Below are 20,547 nucleotides of genomic sequence, written 5' to 3' on the forward strand. Positions count from 1 at the left end.
GCTAGAAGGACCTGTCCCGGCAGGGCTAGAAGGACCTGTCCCGGCAGGGCTAGAAGGACCTGTCCCGGCAGGGCTAGAAGGACCTGTCCCGGCAGGGCTAGCAGGACCTGTCCCGGCAGGGCTAGCAGGACCTGTCCCGGCAGGGCTAGCAGGACCTGTCCCGCCGCTATTAGTACCTGTCCCGCCGCTATTAGTACCTGTCCCGCCGCTATTAGTACCTGTCCCGCCGCTAGCAGGACCTGTCCCGCCGCTAGCAGGACCTGTCCCGCCGCTATTAGTACCTGTCCCGCCGCTATTAGTACCTGTCCCGCCGCTAGAAGGAGTTGTCCCCTCAATGGTGAAGGGATTGTCGTTTACGCGCGGTATTTGAGCTGTAGTGAACCGAGATTCATCTAGCGAGTTCGATCGAACATCAATTAACACCGCCAAAAATTCCCCAGTTTGCCTGTCCCTAATAATCGTGTTGCTAGAATTCGAGCCTTGGCCCTGGAAAATTTCTAACTCTGTAAAGTTCAAACCTCCAGCCAGACCGATCGAATCTCCGGCATTAAAATCTCTAATTACATCAGCATCGCCGATGTCGCGGCCGCCAGTAGTGAGAAACCCGTTGCCAGCCGACGTGCCCACCCTACCGAGAACAAAGATATCCGATCCCTCGCCTCCTGTGAGAGTATCCGATCCGCGATCGCCAGAAAGAATATCATCCCCAGCATCTCCCGACACCGAATCATTGCCGTCGCCCCCGAAGAGCAGGTCATCACCCTCGCCGCCGTCACCAGTATCATTACCAACACCGCCGGTGATGACATCCCCGCCCTCCTGGCCCAACAAAATATCATTGCCAGCAGCGCCGAGCAGGCAGTCGTTACCTGTGTCGCCAAAAACAGTGTCACTGCCCTTGTCGCCCAAAATCAGGTCGTCTTCCCCACCACCGCGCAGACAGTCATTGCCTTTACCGCCGTACAGCGAGTCGTTGCCTTCAGAACCCAAGACAAGATCGTTGCCCTGGTCGCCAAAAACAGTGTCACTGCCCTCGTCGCCAGAAACCAAGTCATCCTCTTTGCCGCCCCGCGCCGTGTCATTGCCGCGCCCGCCCTCAACGATATCTTTACCAGCGCCGCCGTTGAGAGAATCGTTACCGTCTTCGCCCCTGAGTAGATCGTCCCCGTCCCGACTCAGAAGCGTGTCGTCGCCACCTGCCCCGGAAATCGTGTCATTGAACAAGCTGCCGATTAAATAGTTACTGCCGTCATTTGCGACAACTAAGCCATCGACAAAAAGTGGCTCTGGGGGAGGCGTGGGAACTGTCACAGGTGGCCGCGGCACAGGCGTGACCGAAATATCCGGGCCCGTCCCCATCATCATCGGCTCCGTCCCCATCATCATCGGCTCCGTCCCCGTCATCATCGGCTCCGTCCCCGTCATCATCGGCTCCGTCCCCGTCATCATCGGCTCCGTTCCCGACGACGGCGTAGGCTGCGGCACCGTACCGCTATCCAAACTATCCTCGTTCTCATCAGGTAGCCGCCCTTCGAGAAAAGGTACTGATACTGCACTTGGCATTGTTCCGACTCCTTGCGACGCTACTCAAAAACTACTAAATAAACTTAAAGTCAGATGCAGTAATGACGGTGCTGAGCGCTCCGGGCACTGTAGGAATAGAATTCAACACTGCCAAATCGAAAGCTGGGAGACTGTCATCTGCCACATTCGGGTCAAACCCGAGAACGTACTTGTTAAAAGTATTATTCAGGTACACGAAGAAAGCTCCCGTTTTGCTCGAACCCTTTTGATTCTTCAACACTGCATTTATTGCTTGAGCGTTATCAAATTTAGATTCAAACAAAATGACTGATTGCTTGCTGATGTCGTCGCCGCTAGACCCGATATTCCTGACGATAAAACTGGTGAAATCGAGGGTAGTTCCCGAGTTGGTTAAACCTGCGAAATTTGACGACCTGAACAAAAATCTGTCGGTCTCGCTGCCGTTAGCGTTAAAGTCAGCAATCACGTCCACGCCTTCGCTGGGAGTTTCGTAGTAGAAGAAATCATTGCCAGCATCGCCCGTGAGCAAGTCAGAACCGACACCGCCACCCAAAATGTCATTGCCTGCACCGCCGGAAAGCGAGTCGTTGTCCTCGCCGCCCAATACCAAGTCATTGCCGAAGGCGCCGCTGAGACAGTCGCTGCCGGCACCGCCGTCGAGAGTGTCGTCGCCCGCTTGGCCGTCGAGGGAGTCGCTGCCGGCCTCGCCCAACACGTAGTCATTGCCCGAACCTCCGAGTCCCGTGTCGGTGCCTTCTCCACCCAAAATCGTGTCATCGTTGTCGCCGCCGGAGATGGAATCGTTATTGATACCGCCGTCGAGCAAGTTTCTGCCCAGTCCACCGTCGAGGATGTCGTCGCCTGCACCGCCGTCGAGGGAGTCGTCGCCAATGCCACCAAGTAAGGTGTCGATGCCCCTGCCTCCAAGTATCGAGTCGTCGCCGGATTCTCCCAACATAGAGTCGTTGCCTGTTCCGCCGTCAATGGTGTCGTTGTTGTCACCGCCCAAGAGGTTGTCATTGTCATTGCCGCCGAACATCAGGTCGTTGCCCAGTCCGCCGATCAGCGAGTCTATGCCGTCTTGGCCGTCAACGGTGTCGTTGCCCAGTCCGCCGTCGAGGATGTCGTTGCCGATCGCACCCACCAGCGAGTCGTTGCCTGTTTCACCGAATACGACATCGTTGCCGCCGCTGCCATCGATGAGGTCGTTGCCGTCGCCCCCAGAGAGGGTATCGTCGCCGGCCCCGCCGAGGATGAAGTCGCTGAGGTTGCTGCCTGTAAAGCTGCTCGCCGGGAGAGCGCTGCGATCGACAATATTATCTACCACCGTGATGCTGAAGGATGCCGGCCCGATAGTTCCAGAGCCGTCGGAGGCTGTAAACGTGAAACTGTCGCTGCCACCTCCTGCAAGCAAGTTGTATTTGACGATGTTGTTGTTGATATCGTCTTGCGTGAATTTGCCGCCGACGTTGAGAAATGTGGTGCCCCTTTGGACAAAACCTCTGGTAGCGTCGGGGGCTTTAGTAATCGTGTAAACGATTTCCAAGGGGCTGTTGTCGGGATCTGTGACTAACAACTCCGCTGCAGTAATTGTCTGGGTAGGATTACTTTTGGCAACCACCACACCGTCGTTAATTATTAGCTGCGGCGGGCTACTGACGTTGATGGTTACTACCGCCTTACTTGTGCCGCCGCTGCCGTCTGAGATCGAGTAGCTGAAGCTGTCAGTACCCGAGAAGCCGGGATTCGGGGTGTATTTGAATACGCCGCCGCCCACGGGAACCAGACTCCCTTTGCTTGCTGGAGCAAAAGTCGTGACAGTCAGAGCGCTTTGTTCCTGGTCAGTGTCGTTCAACAGAACGTTGAAACTGAGTTCTTGACCCGCCACCGTGGTGAAGTTGTCGTTAACTGCTCTTGGAGGTTGGTTAAAGATGGGCGTCGGCGGTGTCGGCGGCGTCGGACTTCCTGTCGGCGTCGGCAAATTCGGCGTCGGGAACGTCGGCACCGGCTCGTCTGGCGTCGGCGGTGTCGGCGGTGTCGGCGGTGTCGGCGGTGTCGGCGGTGTCGGCGGTGTCGGCGGTGTCGGCGGTGTCGGACTTCCTGTCGGTGTCGGACTGTCTGTCGGCGTCGGCAGGGGAAGCGGAGTTGCGCTGCCGGGAACTCTGGGGGCAATTACAAATGAGCTTCGCCCTAGGGTTCTGCTGTCTACTCCGGGCAATACTGCTAAAAAGTCGCCGCTGACGCCGTTGCGAATAATCGTACTGCCGGCTTTGGTCTCAGTGCTTTGGAAGATTACCAAATCTTCAAACTTGAGGTCGCCGCTTAACCCGATTAAATCTTCGCCTTGGCGAAAGTCTGTGAAAATGTCGGCATCGGCGAGATCTGGGCCGCCTGTGGTGAGAAATGCCGCGTTAGTGCCGTCGCTGCTGCCACTGGGGGCACTAAAGGCACCGATGACGAAGACATCTCTGCCTTCGCCTCCTGCCATTATGTCTTTGTCTATTTCGCCCCACAGAACGTCGTTGCCAGCACCGCCGTCCACGATGTCATCACCATCGCCGCCGAATACGATGTCGTCGCCGTCGCCGGAAAAAAATGTATCCCCGCCGGCGTTTCCGTAAAGCCAGTCGCCTCCTTCGTTGCCAAATACCAAGTCTTCGCCATCGCCGCCGAAGAGCGAGTCGTTACCTTGGTCGCCCCACACGATGTCGTCGCCTCGATCGCCCAAAAAGCTATCGTCGCCAGAACCCCCACGCAAGCTGTCACTGCCTTTGCCGCCGTAAGCCGTGTCTCTGCCTTCGCCTCCGATTACCGTGTCGTTGCCGTCATTGCCGTAAAGCACGTCAGGGTTATTTCCCCCGTCGAGGGAGTCGTTGTCTTTGCCTCCGTACAGGGTATCGAGTCCTGAACCGCCATCGAGAACGTCGTTGCCGGGCCCGCCGAACAGCACGTCGTCATCGTCGGCCCCGAATATTAAATCGTCGCCGTCGGCTCCTTGCAGGTTGTCGTTGCCTTGCAGCCCGGAAATCACGTCGGGGCCGGGACTGCCAACTAAGGAGTCGTTGGTTTCTCCGCCGCGGACTACGCCTCCGATGATTCCGGGCGAGGTACCTTGGCCTCCGCCCACTGTGTCGTCTATGCCGCCAAATGTGTCGTCCCCGGAGGGAGTGGGCGTCGGCGGGTCTGGTGTTGGCGTCGGCGGGTCTGGTGTTGGCGTCGGCGGGTCTGGTGTTGGGGTTTCGGGTTCTGGTGTTGGGGTTTCGGGTTCTGGTGTTGGGGTTTCGGGTTCTGGTGTTGGTATAACTACTACTGGCACTGCACTTGGCATTATTTTGGCTCCTTTAAACGACGATCCCGATTAACTTTAAGAACTGATTAGTATCAGTTTTTTGGCACAAATCTGGCTTAAAATTGATTAATAATCCCGATCATTTCTAGCATACTAAATCAAAACTGCAACGGCTATGGATATTTTTTAAGCCCCGCATCTTTTGATATCAAAATATTAATTATTGCACGTTTTGCTGCCTATGTTGGGTATACTTTAACATCGCCGCATTTTGATCCAGCCTACAAGTCGGGCTTCGAGTCAGCCTGATGTATTTATCCAAAAGCAGAAAAAATAAAAATCTTTGCAGTCATAATTTGTTCTTTCCGAATGTCGAATGCTGAATACAGATGTGCATAAGGCTTGCAGAAGCGAAGGCCTTATGCTGACTGCTGACAAGAAACAGAGCTGTTAATTAGGGGCAGAAGTGGCCCGGTTTGTTCTTGTCCACTGACGGATAGTTCGCTGTGGCAAAGGTAAAGCAGGGAACAGCGACTTAACAAATCTAGCAGAATTCGCCGCAGCCGCTGTTGGTCGGCCGCTGTTTCCTCTTCGGTTTCCCAGGGACGCCCCTGTTGCGATCGCAAAAATAAAGGAGCGCCAAACAATGTCGCCGCACCGCCACTCAGCCACAGCGGCGAGCCGGCATCCAGCCAAAAATGCCATTTGTGGGCGCGGCGGCTGCTGCGATACTGGAAGATGTTGGCGAGGGTGACGGCTCTGGCTGCTGGGCCTTCTGGACTCACTGGAAAGGGGTTGGCGGTGACGGTTCCTTGGCGCAACAATTGGATGAACCGGGCGATCGTCTCTGAGTCGCCGCCGTTTGTTGGTTCTACGCGCTGCATTCGCCCGTTGATTTCCCAATAGTGGGTGGCGGTTTCCATTAACTCGCGCAGGGCTGCTAGCCGATCGTAGGGGAGGTATCTGTCGTTCATGAGAAATTTCTGGATTGCTCGATCGAGCAGGGCTATTGGACTAGGCAACAGCCGCTCCTGCTGTTGCGACCGCTGTTGTTCGATCCACTCCACAATCTGCTCGTAGGCTGCGGCGGCTCGGTGTCCCACTCTGTCCCACCGGGGAAAGGCTGTAATTGGCAGCAATTGAGGTCGATCGAGATTTGGACAAAAACAGTGATCGGCGATTAAACCTGCTCTCACTTGGTCGATCGATTTTTGATTGTGAATTTGAGATTCTAGATTGAAAGTCGAGTTAGAAGCTTCTGTTTCCAATGAACGGTGTTTCTGGCTGCCCAACACTACCAGCATTTCGGCGGCGCCGTCTCGATCGACTAAACGGCCGAGTCCCGGATAAACTAAGGCTAACAAAGTGAGTAAAGCTCGAATCTCTGGGGTAGTCGAGAGGGGACGCTGATCGTTGAGAGATACGGCGGCAATACCATCTCGCGCCAGAATTTCCGTTAAACTGTAACGGGCGATCGCATCCATCCCAGGGGCAATTACGGCGATTTCCTGCGGTTCCACGGCTTGTGACTTCACCGCATCCACGATGATTTCGGCGGTTTCTCGCAGCAGTTGAGCCCGGGAAGTGGTTTGGAGCGATCGAACCGATCCGGGCAAACTCAAGCCTAAAGGATAAAAACCGTCAGAATTGACTGCTAAACTTACCGCTAAATCTCCAATCTCTGGGGCTAAACCGGCTTTTGCGTCCAAATTTTCCACGCTTTGACAGTGGCCTTCGAGTCGGGCTAGGTATTCCGTGTCAGCCCCCAAGCCCAAACGCACTCCTCCATCCCGATTGTAGGAGAACGCCCCCGCTGCACCTTGGTCGAGCATTCGATCGAACAGATGGCGACTTATCGCCGGATAATCGTCAACATCGTCTGCGATCACAGCTTGGTATCTAGAGGCTAAATGCTGCTGGTAACTAACATCCGGCAACAAATAGCGCCAGTAGAGTTCGCAAACAATCCCGTAAGTCAGCAGCCCCCGCGTCAAGCACCATTCCCGCCACCTTTCCAGCAACTCTCCCATGCTATGCCACAGGTTGTTAGAGCCACCCTCCCCAGCAAATCCCTGTTCCAGAATGCTGGGAATCTCTTCTCTGGGCGTACCGCTGACAGCAGCAAGTTGTAATAAGTCTAGTGTTCGACGCACCATTCGGTTTGGACTTACTCCTGTTTGTTGCAAAATGCCTTCGTCTAGTTCGCGACGCCAGAGTCTCGTGGCAAGTTCCAGTTCTGTTTCAGGTTGCAGCCGCAGGGGAAATTGAGCCCTCACATCCAGCGACTGAACTAGCAGGGGCCAAAATAGCAATACCTCCTGCTCAAAAAAACCGAAGGGCGTTGTGGAGTGAAAGGTATATTTTCCTTCGGTAGCGACGGCGATGCGATCGGCCAATTCTAGCCGGTTGTCTCCGTTAGCTGCTAAGACTAAAATTGCTGGGGCAGTTTGTCCAGCCCGCCGCCGCCCGGAGATCGATCGCCCTGAAACTTTTGTGGGCAGGGGCTTGACAGTTTTGCTCCAAATGCAGAACTGCTCGACTAAACGAGTGGTTTTGCCACTGCGGGCAGATCCGACAATCCAAATTGAATCCTCGCTGGCCGTTCTCAGTTCATGTAAATTTGTTACCATACCGTGAATACTTTAATCACTAATGTCTACAGCCAACTAACCAGCTTTAGCTATGAATACTTTTTCGTGGAACAGGATTGTAAAATATCTCTACAGCCTTCACCAATGGTATCGAGAAACGCCTGAGAGGGCTCTAGAACAGGCCTACGATGCTGCGTTAGCAATTAAGGCGATCGAAGACGAGCATTTTGGCGGTCAAGGAATCTCTGAGCGATCTGGAGAGTACGGACAAAGCACCTTGTCTTACTTTAAATCCGAACTGCAAAAATACCTCAAGGTCATCCAAACCAGAATGGTTGAGTTTAATGCTAGCCGTTCTTTTTTGGAACTGCCGGAACGAGTGGGGGCACAACCGAAAACGGGACACAGCGCTGAGCTTCACCAGCACGGATCACCTCTCAACCATAAAGATAGAGACTCCCTTATATTTGAGAAGCTAGAGTTTATTGATGGAGTCATCGACAAGTATATTAATAATAGTAGATCGACGGCAATTGTTCCGGTTGTCAGCTCAGTAAATCTGCAGGCAAAATCTACAACAAATAACAGTTCTCCACCTGACCCCAAAAATAAAGGTTCAGCTAATTCGGTTCAAATTCACGATGGTGAGGTTGACACTAACTATGAAGAAGTGAACTTATTACCGCGATCGCTTTTGGGAACTTTGAATCGAATCACTAAAGATTTAGACCCTGGAGCTGAAAAAGAAGTAGTCAAAAATTTTCGCAATTCCAAAGTAAAAACAATTATTTCTCTCAGATTTATTTTGCTTTTGATTTTAGTTCCGCTGTTGACGAATCAAATCTCCAAAAACTTTCTAGTCGGACCGATAGTTGACCATTTTAGAGGTCAAGAAAATGCCCCAGTTTTCATAAATGTTAACCTGGAAGAAGAAGCATTAGAAGAACTGGAGAGATTTGAGCAGCACCTGAAATTTGAAAGGTTAATAGGCACTGCTCCGTCGCTTTCTTTAGAGGAAATGGAAAAGAAGATTTCCGAGAAAGCAGTTGAGCTCGCGGAGGAATACCGCGCTGAAAGTGGGGGAGCTATTAAAAATATTTTTGCCGATTTGATTTCAGTCATTGCCTTTGCCGCTATTATCGTCACTAACAAGAAAGAAATTGAGATTTTAAAGTCTTTCATGGACGATGTGATTTACGGTCTCAGCGACAGTGCGAAAGCTTTCGTAATTATTTTGTTTACAGATGTGTTTGTCGGATTCCACTCGCCTCATGGTTGGGAAGTAATTCTCGAAGGTTTATCGAGGCATTTGGGACTGCCAGAAAATAGGCAGTTCATATTTTTGTTCATTGCAACGTTTCCAGTGATATTGGATACGGTATTTAAGTATTGGATATTCCGTTATTTAAACCGGAGTTCGCCTTCGGCTGTTGCTACGTACAAGAATATGAACGAATAATTAGAGGCGAAGGAAGTTCGGCAACGGATTATGTAACGGATGTAACGGATGTAAAGGATAGAAGGAAGCAGGAAGTTCGGCAACGGATTATGTAACTGATGTAACGGATGTAAAGGATAGAAGGAAGCAGGAAGCAGGAAGCAGGAAGCAGGAAGAAGAAAAAAAGATGTAATAATAGCAAGGGTTTCAGGCATTGCTCACGTCCTCAGTAGGGCGTCCATTGCACACAGAGTGGCTTACTCATAGCGCATAAAACCATTTATTGTTTGCGTCAGGAGTGGTTTAATTAAGTTGATATACTTAAGCTGTTTGGCCTCTAAATTTTATTTTTGGGCGGGTTCTAGCGCGCACCCACAAGAATTTTATCAAACTTGACAGTCATCAAGGCTCGGCTCAGGAATCGTAAAATTTAGATGTGGCTAGGTCGATCGACAAAAAATGCGATCGCCCGCAGAATCTCTCGAAAGAAATCAAAAGCGCGATCGCATTCCCAAAACTCATTACCAATTACCAATGACCTAATTCCAACGCTTCTTGCGTTGTCGCTGGCTTGCTACCGCCTCCACCAGCCCCAGGCCAAGAAAATTACTCAGCAGCGACGCATTCCCGTAACTTAGGAAAGGCAGCGGAATACCCGTAACCGGAGCCAAGCCAATGTTCATCCCAATATTTACGAACACCTGAAAAATCAACATTGACAGTACGCCGATCGCGAGCAAAGAACCAAAATTATCGTTAGCAGTTTGAGCGATCGTCACCAACCGGAAACAAATTATCCAGAACACCAACAACACGCTAATACAGCCAATAAAACCCAATTCTTCGCCAATAGCTGAAAAGATAAAGTCCGTATGCTGTTCGGGAATAAAGTTAAGCTGAGTTTGCGTTCCCTGAAACAAGCCCCGGCCCTTCAGTTCCCCTGCCCCAATAGCAATCCGAGATTGAATCAAGTGATATCCGCTGCCTAAAGGATCTTTCTCTGGATTTAAAAACCCTGTCAGGCGCATTTTTTGATAATCTTTGAGCACATTCCAAAAAAGATGTCCGAGGTGTCCAGAAACAACGTTCACCAACACAGCACCGAAAGTCCCCAACCAGGGCCAAGGCAGGGTTCGCCAAGCGATAATACCCGCAACAACTACCCAAGCTATCCAAATCGGTGTAGACAGGTTATTGAAGAGAACTGAGATCAGAGGAGAGAATAGCAATATTAGCCAGCCGGGATTGACATTACCCCAGTAAAACATCCCCATTGTGATCGCGCCGAACACTAGGGAAGTACCTAAATTGGGTTCGGCAAATATCAATCCCCAGGGTACAGCCATAATCGCCAGCATCCTCAACATATCCCGGACTGTGGGGACACTCTTCTCGTGCAGGAGAGCTGCTAAAGTGACAATCATGCCTACTTTGGCAAATTCTGACGGTTGCAGGTAGAAGCCACCGATGTTGATCCACCGCTGGGCACCGAGCCCTGTAGTACCGATAAAACGCACTGCGATCAGCGACAAATTGATTAATATGTAAATCGGCCATTTCCACTCAAGCAGTATTTGGTAGCGACAGCGGGAAATAATGATGGCGAGGAACAAACCGACTGCGCCAGTTACCCAGTGCCGCCACCAGTCGATCAGTCCCTGGTTGATTTCGACGCTGCGGATCATGATTCCGCCGAAGATGGTAAGGGCGATGCAAGCGCCAAACAGCCAAGGGTCTGCTTCTTCCCAGGGTTTGAAGATTGATTTCCAGCGGTTTCTGACTTGTATTCTCTGCAACATGAGGATTTTAGATTTTAGATTTTAGATTTTAGATTATCGAGCCGATTTTCGGAAGTTGTGGATATATTTCGGATTCAGAGTCTGCACCTTACTTTAGAAGCGTCGGTGTGAGTACCTCACATTATTCGGGGAGTTGTAGCGATGTTCCGGGCCGTAAGCAACTGGGTAGGAGTGCGCGGACACACTAATCTGTAGGGTGCGCAGTGCGCACCTTACCCAGATTCGATCGCGAACTATGATTGTCACGCCGGTTCGTAAAGGTACTCGAAGCCGTTCCCATCTGGATCTCTGCCGTAAAAAGATGCAGTACCGTCGCGGTGTTCGTGAATGTGGGTGACGGAAACACCATCGGCTTTGAGTTGTTCGTAGGCGGATTCCATTTCGGTACGATCGTCAAATACAAACCCGAAATGCGGCCCTGCTTGGTCGTAACTCGGACTCAACAGCGCCAATCCGTCCTCTCCTGCTTTCAAATAAGCCCAGTCTGCATCTTTCCAGACTAACTCCATACCCAAGTTGCGGTAGAATTCAGCAGACTTCTCTATATCTTGCACGCAGACGGCTACGTGTCCCAATCGTTTTAGTTTCATCTCTACAAAGTTTACGGTTGTTCTTTCGTTTATTGTATCTATTTTCTGATTTTTTGCTCGATTAATTAGGTATTTTTTCTGTTTTTTTTGTGGCGGCTAACTGTACTTTTTCTACTTGTTTGCGGGCGTCCATTTCGCTGAACAGTTGAATGGCGCGCTCAAAATTTTCTTGACTTTTCTCGATGTTACCAAGTTTTTGTTCTGTCAGTGCTAGTTGATAGCAAGCTTCGGCTCGGTCTAATTTAGCGCTGGCTCGATCGAGTATTTCTATTGCTTCTGCATGGTGCTGCAGGGCTTGGTCAAATTCTCCCTGTTCTCGGTACAGTGCTGCTATACCGCTGAGAGCTTTGGCTTTGATGGTGCTGTACTGGTTTTGGTCGGCCTGGGCGATCGCTTGGCGGTACAAACTCAAAGCTTTCTCTGTCTCTGGCAGGTTTTGATAGGTGGCGGCGAGAAAAACTAACTTGTATCCCGTACCCACCAAATGACTGTTTTCCCGATCGGCATAAAGTTTTTCGGCGAGCTCTTCCGCCTCTTTTTTGGCTCCGATACAGGAGTTGAGGAAAGCTAACCCGACATCGATCGAATAACTGTTAATCTCGATTTCGTCCCGCGAAGTTTTCAGCTTGACAAATATCTCCCTAGCTGATTCTAATTCGCCCATTTCTATTTGACAAAAACCTATATTAATTGCAGCGTTAACTTTCCAGAATTCCAGATTAGCTTGTTTGCCGTTTTCCGGGTCGCCGCTTTTCGCTAGAATTTGCAAAGATTTAGTGGCTTTTATTTCTGATATTTGATGGCATTCTATCGCTTGATTTATTTCACCTAATATCCGGTGACAAATACCTAAAATACTGTATAAGCCACTCAAATAATAATCAGAAGTCACATTGTTGACGATGCGAGTAGTTGCTGAAATTATTGGCTGCAAGAAACCTAATTTGTAGAGCGCTCTACCCAGCTTGTAATCTTTGGCAAACTGGATATTGATTTTTTTGAGGATGACGCTCGCGGCCTGCTCGAAACAACTAATTGCCACATAATGATAGTAAGCTTCAAAAGCTTTCAGCGCATCTTCTACCGTTTCAATATTTTCAACACTCTCGCTCCAGAACTCGGCGGCTTTGCGGTTTGCAGTTTCCCAGTCTCCGGGCGAGAGCCGATCGACCGCTTCTTCCCGAATTGCGGGATGCAGCCAGTATTCGCCCTTCTGAGACTCGACTAGCGATCGGTGCAACAGCGATTTAATGATTTGTCGGCGTCCGGCTTCGGGCACGTCCCACAGCAAACACAAAAGTCCGTCAGTAGGGACTGTCGGCACGTCTTGATAGCGGTAACAGCCCAAGCGACAGAGGAGTTGATAGGCTTCCGAATCGAGTTCGAGGAGGCGGTTGAATTGACTGGTAACTAAGTTTTTTAAGTCTGTTTCAACGAGCGGATGGTCGCTGTTTTCCAGCCAGTAAGCCGCCATATCTCCGTCAAAATCTTCTCGGATCGTGCCGCAAATAATGCCCATTGCTTTGGCATTGCCGCCGTAAACTTTGTGCATTTCCTTGAGGGCGACATCATCTATATTGATGTTGCGGCAGCTAAAAAACTGTCGCCAAACTTCCACCTCTAATCCCGGAAGCAAGTAGTGTTCGACGGTGACATCAGAATCGCAAAGTCGATCGCGACTGGTAATCAGCGTTACTGACTGCACGGCTGCGTCGGCCAAAACTCGCAACAGTTCCACGTAAAGCCGGTGCGGTTCAATAAACTTACCTTGTCCGTCGAGTGCGGCTTCCAAATTGTCAATCAATACGCCGACTTTGTGAGTCTGAAGCTGCCGCTTCAGCCGCCCCAGGGTGACGCCAAAGTCGGGCCCTGGTTCTTCCTGAAAGTCTTGCTTGAGCCATTCTTCGATCGCGCTTTCTAAGGCTGTGATGTTCTCTGTCTCTTTTGCCATCAACAGTTCAATGGTTCGATCGAACCCTTGAGATTTGAGATACTGTCTGGCCAAAGTTGTTTTGCCGATACCGCCGGCACTTTGGATGACAATCACTTTTGCACCTTGGGCGACAAGAGTATTGAGATCTTCGATTGCCCCGACTCTGCCCAAAAAATTCGGGTTTTCGATTTCCAAATCCGCATCAACTCCGAGAGATACTTGGGCCGGAACAGTTTGTCCCGACTGCGGTTCAAGTTTCGAGTAGCTGCGCCAATACCGCTCTACAACCGCTTGAAGGTTGTCTCTTTTGACTTTTTCGCCTTCTCCAAACAGCGCTGAAAGTCGCTTCCACAAATTAGAGGCAGCGTCCTTAACAGTCCCTACTCCATACCCTTCACTATCTGCAACCTGTTGGTACGTCCTGCCTTGCACGCCTTGCCAAGCTTCGCGAAAGATCGCGCTGTCAAGGTTATCGAGAGTTTTCAGGTTTCGAGCCACAAGTAACGAGTTGGTAAAATCCAGTGCACGATCGGCTTCCATTTAGTCACCAGGTTTAGCGTTACCCATCTGAGACAACTTTAACAGACTTTTTCCGACTCGCTTACACCCTCAAACAGTGAACTTGTATGGACTTTTACCGACTGACACGGCCGAGGTTGGCAGGGGATACTGTTGAGTGTGGAGGGGAAGTTGACATACAAGCTTCTAACTTACACACAGATCGAGTCGAGTTTATATTTAGGAGCAAGCAGCTATGTCTATTAACGATGTTGAAACAGCGATCGTGGATGAACAAATTCGCCCTCAAGAATGCGGCCGCGTTCGTTTCCAAAACAGTTGGTGGCCGGCGAAGTGCGATCGAGACATGACTTTTGAACCCGGTGAGGTGGTTCGCGTTGTGGGAATTGAAAATATTACTTTGATCGTTGCAGCGTCGTTTGCGATCAATTCTGAAAGTTAAGGCAAATCTACAATCGGGAGTAAGCAATCATGAATTTTGACAATTCCGAAAAAGCGATCGTGGATGAAGAAATTCGACCTAATGAGTCCGGTCGCGTTCGTTTCCAAAACAGTTGGTGGCCTGCGAAGTGCGATCGAGAGATGACTTTTGAGCCTGGTGACGTGGTGCGCGTAGTCGGAATTGACAATATTACTTTGATAGTTGAAGCGTCGTTATAAATCAAGGGGTTAGGGACTCGCTATAAGTTTATAGCATCCCAATGTTCAGGCCAACCTAGAATCAGGAGAAAGTAATCATGACTGTCAGCCATTTGGAAAGAGCGATCGTTGAAGAAGAAATTAAACCGAATCAGTCCGGCAGCGTGCGATTTCAAAGCAGTTGGTGGCCTGCCAAATGCGTTCGAGAAATAACTTTGCAACCCGGTGAAGTTGTTCGCGTCGTGAGACTTGACAACATTACTCTGATAGTTGAAGCGTAGTTGGGAAGCAATCTGGAGGTGGGGAGTTATCGGAGGGTATAAAAAATAAATTTGCGATCGCGTTTATATTTCGATACATTTCTCTTCAAACGCGCGATCGTACTTCTCGCCTCTGTTAATTTCCCGATTCTAGAGTTTTACCTCAACCATAACCCGCCGCTGACAGTCGCCAGTCCGCCAGACCCCCAGGGAATGAATTCCACGGGGCTTATAGCTAAAGTCCTCTGAAGAGGACTAATGAGTTTTTCAGTCCTCTTCAGAGGACTTTAGCTTTGAGGCAGGGGTTTCAACCCTTGCCGGACTGCGGGTTTAACCTAGTTTTTGATACGAAGAAGGACACGGCAATGCCGTGTCCCTACTTACGAAAAGCCGATGTGTCATCCTGACTGAAACGAAGCATCAAGCGAGATGCGTCGCCCAAATTCCTAAGTCCTATTTTTCATAACGGGCTAGAAGATGCCAGAGAAAGATATCCGGGTCGTCATGATCGATCATCTGTTTAAACATGGAAACAAAAGGCTCATAGTCCAAAAACTGCATCTCCAAACTGAGTTGTTTTAATCCCGCTTCTTTAAAGATGCGATTTAACCGCAAGGGAGTGTAATAAATCTGGGCAGTTTGCCACTCAGCATCCCAAACTTTATTGCCGTAGACATCGATAAATCCCTCTGTAACACAGTGAGCGTGTTTGCGACTGAAATAGGCAATTTCTAAGAAGCATAAGGTAGTTGGAAAATATCCGTATATCTTGCCACCTGGCTTGAGAACTTTCCCAAACTCCCGAATCATATCGCGGTTGGTTTTATCCTCACTGGAAACCACGGAATTTACAAGGAGGACGTAATCAAATTTCTCGTTCCACTCCGGTTTTTCTTCGGTGATTCGCGTGGAGTCTACTTGCTCAAACACGATTTGCTGATTGTTGAGTCGGGAATCTCCATCTGCTGTTTTCCAGTCTGCTTGTGCTTTTTCAATGGCTGTTTTGGAAAAATCGGTACAGTAGATTTGTCCAATTTGGGGGCAAAATTCTAGTAAGGTTTTCTGAAGATAAATTTCCGAGCCACAACCTGGAATTAGGACTTTGATGTCAGGCGAGTTGGGAATATCGTAGCCGGGAGAACGCTCTGGACGGATTAAGTTTTTGCAGATTTTGGGGTCTTGGGTGATGCTGAAAGCGGTGTTGGTATAATCTTCGTGGCTTTTATCCCACATCTCTTTCTCTTCTTCAATAGATTTCGAGCCCAGGCCATGAGAAGAGGGAATTAGCCATTTGTAATCATTTGTGCTGGTCATAATTTTTAACTCCAAAATGTTCAGTACAGGTCAAATCTGTGTGTCAACCGCTAACAACCAAGCTGCCGTTTTCCAGCACGTACATGACATCCGCACGCAACGCATGAGCCATGCGGTGGGTAATCAAAATCACGGTGCGTTCTTTGGTGATGCGCTCGATGGTGGCTAGGATTTCGGCTTCTGTGGCGGGGTCGAGGGCGGATGTGGCTTCATCGAGAATTAGAATGGCTGGATTTCTCACCAACGCTCTGGCTAAAGCAATTCTTTGCCGTTGTCCCCCTGATAACTGTCCGCCCCTGTCACCAACGAGTGTGTCGTAGCCTTGGGGTAAGGACAAAATAAATTTGTGAATCTCGGCGGCTTTGGCTGCGGCTTCGACTTGTTCGTCAGTGGCTTCTAGATAGCCCATGCGGATGTTTTCTCGCACCGAGCAATTAAAGAGAATTACATCCTGAGAAACCAGTCCAATTTGAGAACGGAGGGAGCGTATTGTTGTATAACGTAAATCAATTCCATCAAACAGAATGCGTCCTTTATCTGGATCGTAAAATCGCGTCAGCAAGTTGACAATTGTACTTTTGCCTGCTCCACTTTGACCGACAAATACGGCAAAGTCTCCTTGGCTAATTTTCAGGGATAGATTTTTAACTCCGCCTCTATCTTGGGAGTAGCTAAAGGTAACATCGTCAAAGTAAATTTCACTGGAAAAGTGAGGTAAATCAATTGCATCCGGTGCATCCTGAATGGCAGGGGTTTCTGATAATATATCGCTAATGCGTTGCAGCCCTGCCACTCCATCAATAAATGCAGGTATTGACGAAGTTAAACCAAGAATATTGAGATTCAACCCTAGCATTAAAACTTGAAAGGAGGTAAGAGTTCCTACAGAAATTATATTCCTGTAGGTCATCATTGCACCAATACTTAAAACGATAAGCTGCGTCATGACAAAACCAATCATGGGAACTTTCTGCACTAAGTAGGACAGAAAGGTTGCCCGGACATAAACCTGTTGTAAGTCATTCAAATCGATGGAAAAATCCTCAGTCATTTGGTTCTCCAGCCCGAATATCTTGACAACGGTTTGCGAGAGGATATTCTCTTCGACGACGCTGGCAATCTGTCCTTCTTTTTGCAGCAACTTATAGCCGACTTCGGTGGCAAGGCTGGCAATTTTTGCTGGAGCAATGGTGCAGAGGGTTAAACCGATTAAACTCAGCAGGGCTAATTGCCAGTTGAGGAAGAAGAGGAAAACCAGAGAAAATAGGAAGTTAGACAGTTCTAAAACAACGACTGTCAGCCCCATTGTAATTACACCATTTTCCACCTTTTGGACATCGGCGATGAGACAATTGACAATATCCCCGGCTGAACGTCGTCCAAAAAACTCCATTGAAAGGCTTTGGAGATGCTCGAATAGAGAGTGTCGGATATTGTTGGTGATTAAAATGCCTAAACGCGCTCCTAGGAAAATTCCTAGCAAACCGATGCAAGCATATAGAATTGCTCCGACAACTAGCAATGACAGGATTAGAACCAGAAGACTATAGTTTTGGGGAACGATGGCGGCATCGATGATAAATTTTAAGCTGGCTCGGAAGACTGAATCGAATGCGGCGTCGAATATCAGGCAGATAAAGAGTAAAATGAATTGCCCTTTGTAGGAGGCAATGTATTTGTTGAGGGTTTTAAAGAACCAAATAAGTTCCATGAGTTATGGGAGTTTGTCTACAGGCACGATTTATACTTTGAGGTAGCATTTATCCAGGTTTGGATTGGATTCAGTTGCTCTTTTTTTGAGGCTGCATCCTTTCCATGTCTCTATCATGGCTCCCCTACCTTGCTCCTGTCAGTCGGAAAAGTCGGATCGTAAAGTCGGAAAAGTCGGATCTTTGCCTAATTGAGATATTTTTGAGTGACTGGTTACAATATCACGCACTAAAAGACATCGGTAATAATACTGACAATTAATCGAAGTGTCTGTGCTAATCGGCGGATATTTTTAATTTATAGGAATAAAAGGTATCAAGCCTTTTCTTTATCCATAAGGCAAGGCTTGACCCTGACTTATACGGTTGTCCGCTAGGGAGCGAACTCAAATTTATGAAAGATGATGCATTCCTTTCTGTTATTAATCAAAGTCTTCCAAGCACTGTGTTGAAATCACCTCGCTTTGTCGTATAGATTTCCGCCATAGCGTTGTTGACCAAGCTCCTCATGCCAGCTTCAATGGTCATGCCCTCAATTTTACTCTTTGGTCCTTCGATTGAGGTTCCATCAAGAGAAGCCACAGCATTATTCACTAACGGCACTGAGATATTGTTCACAGCCCCAAACTGCTGCAAGTTGTTTTCCACAATTTTACCACCGTAGCAACTAAAGACAATGACGCGAGTTGGCTGTGCCAGCCCTAGCAACGTAGCAAAATGGTCAGTATTTAACTCTTTCCCACTACTCGATAAGAAGACACTACCACTATTTGCACCGTGACCACTGTAAATGACACCGTGATAATTATTTTGCTGTATTGCACTTTGGAAAGCATTCAGCATAGCGTAATTTGTTGAAGGCTCCGCCGCTGGACCAGGTAGAACGACTTCAATGAATTCAAGTTTAACTCTTCTAGCCCTTGTGGTTGCCTCCCTGCCTTGATCATCATTATTGTGCAATAAAATCCAGACCATCGCTTTTCCTCTTAACACTAAGATTTCATAAATGTTTAAACTTTGACGCCTGATTTCCTAAGTCTCCTTTCGGAAAGAGGTCTGAGAGGGTTGTGTTGGCATTAGGAAGATAAAACAAGATACTTTTTTTGTATTTGGCATTGTCTCCTCCTTTTTATTACGTGCCTCAAGAAGCACTAAAGCCTAAAAAGCCACTGATAACCGAACTGTTGCTTTCTCATTGAAAAGGCGATCGCTCTCCCGACTCCTGAACCCGATCGTGTTGAGGAGCGATCGCCTTTCAGCTAGAGGGAGTACAAACAGCTATCCTCGAACTTGTTGCGCTTTGCAAATATGTGGAAGGGTTCAAAGTGCGATCGCCGTCTCTCTCTCTCAAAAAGATGTCAAGCCTTAGTAACAGAGTAAACCAGCGTGTAAATACACCCCTCCGAGTCGTTCTTCATCACATAGGTATTAATTTTTGGTTTCATAAGCTTCCGACGCACCTCATCCTCTTGTTTTTCGTAGTCGGGTGCGTCATCAGGAATTTTAGCCAATGCTTCCTTTAAAGCTACTCGTTGTTTAGCCTTTGCTTCAGGCGTGTCTTCCTGGAGAGCAAGTTCTTCTGAGACAACTAACTCTCCAAGAAAGTCATCACTACTTATCGCATCCCACTCCCAAAGAGTGAGCTTAATTTCGTTGTCAAAATTAAAAGATATATCGGTTTTTATCTCCTGTTCTTTGGAGATATCGACATATTTTTCGTCTGTGGGAAATACTTTTTCATCCCCGCGCTTAATGTACAACTGATCGGCAAACTTTTGTCCAATAGAAGTAAGAACGCCCGTCAAACCTTCCGCTTGTTTTAAGACGTTTTGCACACCCAGCAAAGCTTCGCCGACTGTAAAAAATCCCCCGACAACTTGACCGCCTGGTAAGAGTTTTGCTACAGATGATGCTTGCTCTACATAACCGCCAATTTGTTGTAACAAACCGCTATCAACTCCAGAACTTGGAATTTCGCACCGAACAGTGTGAAGTGTAAATGTTGCAGTCATAGGTGGTCGATCTCCCTGTAAAGTAAAACGATGTAGAAAAGGGAACCAATGTCTCTGTTCTACACCTATAAGACGATTCCAGAGGTCAATTTCTGAATTTTTAGAGTTAGAGGCGTTTTTTTCTAACTTGATGCTAGGAAACAATCAGGAGAAGCAGCAAAGGGGGCGATCGCACTTCCATCAAATGAAAAAGAGGGACAAGTGCCCCTCTGATTACTTAACCAATAATTTTGACAAGCGAGCGCCTTCTTTCAACCAAAAAGACTCGCGATCGCTTCCCTGCCCTAATTGCGTCAACCTAGTAATGGAATGATTCTAGGTAATACTCATAATTGTCAGCGTTGTTCATAGCTTCAGGTGGGTTTATTCGTGCTAATTCCAAGCATCGATCCTGACCATATCTATGGTCGTTAGTATTCCCCACTAAATGTGATATTTCATGGAGTAGTGTACCTACTTGGGAGTTAGTACCATATAAGGGTGCTGTGAAAAATTGCTGACACAGGTTAATTATGATTCCAACACCTAAGCCGGCACCTGGTGCTGTGACATAAGCAAAATCTCCTGGGTCGCAACTAACTCCTCCACATTCAATTGTTACAGAGTTATTTTCTAATTGCCTGACCATAGGATAAATTACATGATCGCGGACGGTCGCTAAATTTGCTGCATTTACTGCTCCGAACCACTTGACAAAACGATCTGCCTCCTGTTAATCTTTTTGTTCGTATCTTTGTGCGGGACTGTATTTTTGCAAATTGACTAAAGCACTATTAGCCTTACCCAATAATAAGCGAACTTCATTGTATGCTTTTTGGGCTTGATTAGTGTTATTTCCGTTACAGTTTAGGTACGTTGGAGCTGGCATTTTACCTCTGATTAAAATCGTTTAATTTGAATAGCTTTTTA

At 48.4% G+C, this 20,547-nt stretch carries 15 protein-coding genes and 2 pseudogenes; 5 read left to right on the forward strand and 12 right to left on the reverse strand.

Translation table 11 applies throughout. The features are described from left to right. The 3 genes and pseudogenes from QUB77_RS11610 to QUB77_RS11620 all read right to left on the reverse strand — a co-directional run. Positions 1–1,563 (reverse strand): annotated as a pseudogene (locus QUB77_RS11610) (calcium-binding protein); the annotation flags it as partial. A 34-nt stretch (positions 1,564–1,597) separates the two neighbouring features. Then, the gene (locus tag QUB77_RS11615; protein ID WP_333170461.1) at positions 1,598–4,873 is read right to left on the reverse strand and encodes an Ig-like domain-containing protein; all 3,276 of its coding nucleotides are present in this window, start codon (positions 4,871–4,873) and stop codon (positions 1,598–1,600) included. A gap of 380 nt (positions 4,874–5,253) precedes the next feature. Then, a complete protein-coding gene (locus QUB77_RS11620; protein WP_333170460.1) occupies positions 5,254–7,464 on the reverse strand; it encodes a recombinase family protein in 2,211 nt (736 codons plus the stop codon). Positions 7,465–7,516: 52 nt separating this feature from the next. On the opposite strand from QUB77_RS11620, the gene QUB77_RS11625 reads away from it, so the two are divergent. After that, complete coding sequence (locus tag QUB77_RS11625) at positions 7,517–8,884, forward strand: proton extrusion protein PcxA (RefSeq protein WP_333170459.1); 1,368 nt, start codon at positions 7,517–7,519, stop codon at positions 8,882–8,884. 518 nt (positions 8,885–9,402) lie between these two features. On the opposite strand, the gene rodA is transcribed toward QUB77_RS11625, so the two are convergent. From rodA to QUB77_RS11640, 3 genes are all read right to left on the reverse strand, one after another. Then, positions 9,403–10,662 carry a rod shape-determining protein RodA gene (gene rodA / locus QUB77_RS11630; protein WP_333170458.1) on the reverse strand — a complete coding sequence of 420 codons (1,260 nt, stop codon included), beginning with the start codon at positions 10,660–10,662 and terminating at the stop codon, positions 9,403–9,405. 242 nt (positions 10,663–10,904) lie between these two features. After that, on the reverse strand, positions 10,905–11,252 hold the full coding sequence (locus QUB77_RS11635; protein WP_190661613.1) for a VOC family protein: 348 nt from the start codon (positions 11,250–11,252) through the stop codon (positions 10,905–10,907). 61 nt (positions 11,253–11,313) lie between these two features. Beyond that, entirely contained in the window at positions 11,314–13,725 is a 2,412-nt protein-coding gene (locus QUB77_RS11640; protein WP_333170457.1) for a tetratricopeptide repeat protein, read from the reverse strand. Between the two features lie 214 nt (positions 13,726–13,939). Here QUB77_RS11640 and QUB77_RS11645 point away from each other — a divergent pair, with 214 nt between their 5' ends. The 4 genes from QUB77_RS11645 (at position 13,940) to QUB77_RS11660 (ending at position 14,852) form a co-directional block, all read left to right on the forward strand. After that, the gene (locus QUB77_RS11645) at positions 13,940–14,146 is read left to right on the forward strand and encodes an NfeD family protein (protein WP_333036967.1); all 207 of its coding nucleotides are present in this window, start codon (positions 13,940–13,942) and stop codon (positions 14,144–14,146) included. Between the two features lie 29 nt (positions 14,147–14,175). Continuing rightward, entirely contained in the window at positions 14,176–14,364 is a 189-nt protein-coding gene (locus QUB77_RS11650) for an NfeD family protein (RefSeq protein ID WP_333170456.1), read from the forward strand. A 77-nt stretch (positions 14,365–14,441) separates the two neighbouring features. Continuing rightward, entirely contained in the window at positions 14,442–14,624 is a 183-nt protein-coding gene (locus QUB77_RS11655; RefSeq protein ID WP_333085395.1) for an NfeD family protein, read from the forward strand. Between the two features lie 51 nt (positions 14,625–14,675). Further along, positions 14,676–14,852: a hypothetical protein gene (locus QUB77_RS11660; protein ID WP_333170455.1), complete on the forward strand. Its 177-nt coding sequence runs from the start codon at positions 14,676–14,678 to the stop codon at positions 14,850–14,852. A gap of 204 nt (positions 14,853–15,056) precedes the next feature. Here the strand turns inward: QUB77_RS11660 and QUB77_RS11665 are convergent, their stop codons facing one another. From QUB77_RS11665 to QUB77_RS11685, 6 genes and pseudogenes are all read right to left on the reverse strand, one after another. Next, entirely contained in the window at positions 15,057–15,917 is an 861-nt protein-coding gene (locus QUB77_RS11665; protein ID WP_333170454.1) for a class I SAM-dependent methyltransferase, read from the reverse strand. Positions 15,918–15,960: 43 nt separating this feature from the next. Next, positions 15,961–17,628, reverse strand: coding sequence for an ABC transporter ATP-binding protein (locus QUB77_RS11670; protein WP_333170453.1), 1,668 nt, complete (start codon positions 17,626–17,628; stop codon positions 15,961–15,963). A 424-nt stretch (positions 17,629–18,052) separates the two neighbouring features. After that, the gene (locus tag QUB77_RS11675) at positions 18,053–18,619 is read right to left on the reverse strand and encodes a hypothetical protein (RefSeq protein WP_333295923.1); all 567 of its coding nucleotides are present in this window, start codon (positions 18,617–18,619) and stop codon (positions 18,053–18,055) included. Positions 18,620–18,984: 365 nt separating this feature from the next. Then, positions 18,985–19,638, reverse strand: a complete 654-nt coding sequence (locus tag QUB77_RS11680) for a hypothetical protein (protein WP_333170451.1) — start codon at positions 19,636–19,638, stop codon at positions 18,985–18,987. A gap of 298 nt (positions 19,639–19,936) precedes the next feature. Next, positions 19,937–20,335, reverse strand: a pseudogene (locus QUB77_RS31720) (M35 family metallopeptidase); the annotation flags it as partial. A gap of 15 nt (positions 20,336–20,350) precedes the next feature. Next, on the reverse strand, positions 20,351–20,506 hold the full coding sequence (locus tag QUB77_RS11685) for a hypothetical protein (protein ID WP_333170450.1): 156 nt from the start codon (positions 20,504–20,506) through the stop codon (positions 20,351–20,353). Positions 20,507–20,547: the final 41 nt, after the last annotated feature.

The sequence above is a fragment of the Microcoleus sp. AT9b-C3 genome (assembly GCF_036705485.1).
GTDB lineage: Bacteria > Cyanobacteriota > Cyanobacteriia > Cyanobacteriales > Microcoleaceae > Microcoleus.

Bases quoted from the DNA above. Each gene is read 5' to 3' on its own strand.
- QUB77_RS11615 (WP_333170461.1), bottom strand. From the start codon at position 4,873: ATGCCAAGTGCAGTGCCAGTAGTAGTTATACCAACACCAGAACCCGAA.
- QUB77_RS11645 (WP_333036967.1), top strand. From the start codon at position 13,940: ATGTCTATTAACGATGTTGAAACAGCGATCGTGGATGAACAAATTCGC.
- QUB77_RS11650 (WP_333170456.1), top strand. From the start codon at position 14,176: ATGAATTTTGACAATTCCGAAAAAGCGATCGTGGATGAAGAAATTCGA.
- QUB77_RS11625 (WP_333170459.1), top strand. From the start codon at position 7,517: ATGAATACTTTTTCGTGGAACAGGATTGTAAAATATCTCTACAGCCTT.
- QUB77_RS11640 (WP_333170457.1), bottom strand. From the start codon at position 13,725: ATGGAAGCCGATCGTGCACTGGATTTTACCAACTCGTTACTTGTGGCT.
- QUB77_RS11620 (WP_333170460.1), bottom strand. From the start codon at position 7,464: ATGGTAACAAATTTACATGAACTGAGAACGGCCAGCGAGGATTCAATT.
- QUB77_RS11685 (WP_333170450.1), bottom strand. From the start codon at position 20,506: ATGCCAGCTCCAACGTACCTAAACTGTAACGGAAATAACACTAATCAA.
- QUB77_RS11665 (WP_333170454.1), bottom strand. From the start codon at position 15,917: ATGACCAGCACAAATGATTACAAATGGCTAATTCCCTCTTCTCATGGC.
- rodA (WP_333170458.1), bottom strand. From the start codon at position 10,662: ATGTTGCAGAGAATACAAGTCAGAAACCGCTGGAAATCAATCTTCAAA.
- QUB77_RS11670 (WP_333170453.1), bottom strand. From the start codon at position 17,628: ATGGAACTTATTTGGTTCTTTAAAACCCTCAACAAATACATTGCCTCC.
- QUB77_RS11635 (WP_190661613.1), bottom strand. From the start codon at position 11,252: ATGAAACTAAAACGATTGGGACACGTAGCCGTCTGCGTGCAAGATATA.
- QUB77_RS11655 (WP_333085395.1), top strand. From the start codon at position 14,442: ATGACTGTCAGCCATTTGGAAAGAGCGATCGTTGAAGAAGAAATTAAA.
- QUB77_RS11680 (WP_333170451.1), bottom strand. From the start codon at position 19,638: ATGACTGCAACATTTACACTTCACACTGTTCGGTGCGAAATTCCAAGT.